Source organism: Streptomyces phytophilus, from assembly GCF_013870535.1.
GTDB lineage: Bacteria > Actinomycetota > Actinomycetes > Streptomycetales > Streptomycetaceae > Streptomyces > Streptomyces phytophilus.
Window position 1 is genome coordinate 1 of sequence record NZ_JACBXC010001076.1, and the last position, 2,115, is coordinate 2,115.

At 73.8% G+C, this 2,115-nt stretch carries 2 protein-coding genes; both read left to right on the forward strand.

What is annotated here, in order from left to right:
* Positions 1–269 (forward strand): DNA glycosylase AlkZ-like family protein (locus H5J30_RS29210; protein ID WP_181790276.1); only part of this gene is annotated, 269 nt, incomplete at its 5' end.
* Positions 270–313: 44 nt separating this feature from the next.
* Positions 314–1,927, forward strand: a complete 1,614-nt coding sequence (locus H5J30_RS29215) for a serine/threonine-protein kinase (protein WP_181790277.1) — start codon at positions 314–316, stop codon at positions 1,925–1,927.
* Positions 1,928–2,115: the final 188 nt, after the last annotated feature.

The following is a 2,115-nucleotide window of genomic DNA, read 5'->3' on the forward strand; positions in this document are numbered from 1 at the left end:
CCGACGTCCGGCTGCTGCCCGCGTACGACAACTACTGGCTCGGCTGGCGCGACCGGGACGCCGCCATTCCCCCGGAGTCCGTCCGCGCGGTACGCCCCGGGGGCGGGCAGATTCGGGCCGCTGTTACCGTGAATGGCCTCGCGGCCGGTACATGGACCCGCCCGCGGCGGGGAAATGTGCAGGTCCGCATGTTCGCCGAGGGCTCCGACCGGGTCGCGGCGGATGTCACGGCGGAGGCCGCCGATGTCGCACGTTTCCTACAGAGTTGATATCCGGGGGAGCGACTGCGCGGTAGTGCGCTATTGATGGTGCCATGACGGACGAGGGGGACAAGGTGGGGGACGAGCCCACGAGTTACGGCCTGCGGCCACCACAGCCACCGCAGCAGCACGCCGGCGGTGCCGCGCCGGAGGCGAGCGCGGCCACGCAGGTCGTCGCCGATCCGGCCACGGGCCGGCTGATCGGCGGGCGCTACCGGCTCGCCGCCCGGCTCGGCGTCGGCGGCATGGGCACGGTGTGGCGGGCCCACGACGAGGTCGTGGACCGCGATGTCGCCGTGAAGGAGCCCCGGCTGCCCGCCGACCTCGACGAGCGGACGCGGCAGACGGCGTACGAGCGGATGCAGCGCGAGGCCCGCGCCGCCGCCCGGATCGACCACCCCTCCGTCGTCACCGTGCACGACGTGGTGATGGAGGACGGCAGGCCCTGGATCGTGATGGAGCTGGTCCGCGGGCGCTCCCTCGGCGACCAGCTCTCCGAGGGCACCCTCGACCCGCGCGAGGTGGCGCGCATCGGCGGCGCCGTGCTCGGCGCGCTGACGGCGGCGCACGAGGCGGGGATCCTGCACCGCGACGTCAAGCCGGACAACGTGCTGCTGGGCCGGTACGACCGCGTCGTGCTCACCGACTTCGGGATCGCGCAGATCGAGGGGGAGCAGGGGCTGACGGAGACCGGCGCGTTCGTCGGGTCGCCGGAGTACATCGCGCCGGAGCGGGTGCTCGGCCAGCGGCCGGGGCCGGAGTCGGACCTGTGGTCGCTGGGCGTGGTGATGTACGCGGCGGTCGAGGGCATGTCCCCGTACCGCAGGCAGACCGCACCGGCGACGCTGCAGGCCGTGCTCTCCGCCGAGCCGGCGGCGCCGGCGCGCGGCGCCGGCGCGCTCGGCACGGTCGTGATGCAGCTGCTGCGCAAGGACCCCGCGGCGCGGCCGGCGCCGGACGAGGTGCGCAGGCAGCTGGAGGCGGTGGCCCGGCCGGCACCGGCGCCGACGATGATCGCGCCGGTGGCGGGCGGTGCCGGCGGCGCGGGCGGCGGGCGCGGCGGGAAGCTGGCCGCGGCACTGCCGAAGGGCCGCGGCGGGCGCCTGGGCCTGCTGGGCGGTGCGGTGGCCGTGGTGGCGGCGCTGCTGCTGGCGATGGTGAACCCGTTCGGTGGCGACGACGCGCCCGAGGGCTGGAAGACGTACGACGAGACGGAGCAGCTCAAGGCGTCGCTGGCGGTGCCGGAGGACTACAAGCGCAGCGTCGACGAGGGCACGGTCACGTTCAGGGATCCCGGCGGCACGCCGAGCCTGTGGATCACCCGCTCGAACGACGTGGAGGACAGCGCGCTGAGCGAGGCCAATGCGACGCTCGATTGCGACAAGGGCGACAACCTGGAGTGCACCGAGCTGAGCACCGACGTCGAGGGCGCGGTCGAGGAGTACGAGTACAAGGGCAAGGACGCGGCCGAGATGGTCGTCACGTGGACCCGCGACGAGGGCTACGAGGAGGAGACCGAGGCGCGCAGCCGGGAGTTCTTCTTCGTCAACGACGACGGCATCGGCTGGCACCTGACGGTGGAGATGCCCGCGGCGGGCGAGGGCAAGCGGGACGGCGAGCGGATCTACGAGGGCGTCGTCGACTCGCTGGACATCAAGGACATGTGACGGAGGAGGGCCCGGGGGCGTACGGGACGGCGGCACGGCGAAGCGGGGAGCCGCCGCACGTATGAGCCAGTGATTGCTGGCGGAATTCGGTTACCGGCAGGTACCCAAAGGGGGCGCGGGGGTCCTACCCTCGGCCGTATGACGGAGACCGCCGTAGGCAACCCCACCGCCCCCGCCCCCGACGGCGC

Excerpts from the sequence above, each read along its gene's own strand:
- H5J30_RS29215 (WP_181790277.1), top strand. The coding sequence starts at position 314 with ATGACGGACGAGGGGGACAAGGTGGGGGACGAGCCCACGAGTTACGGC.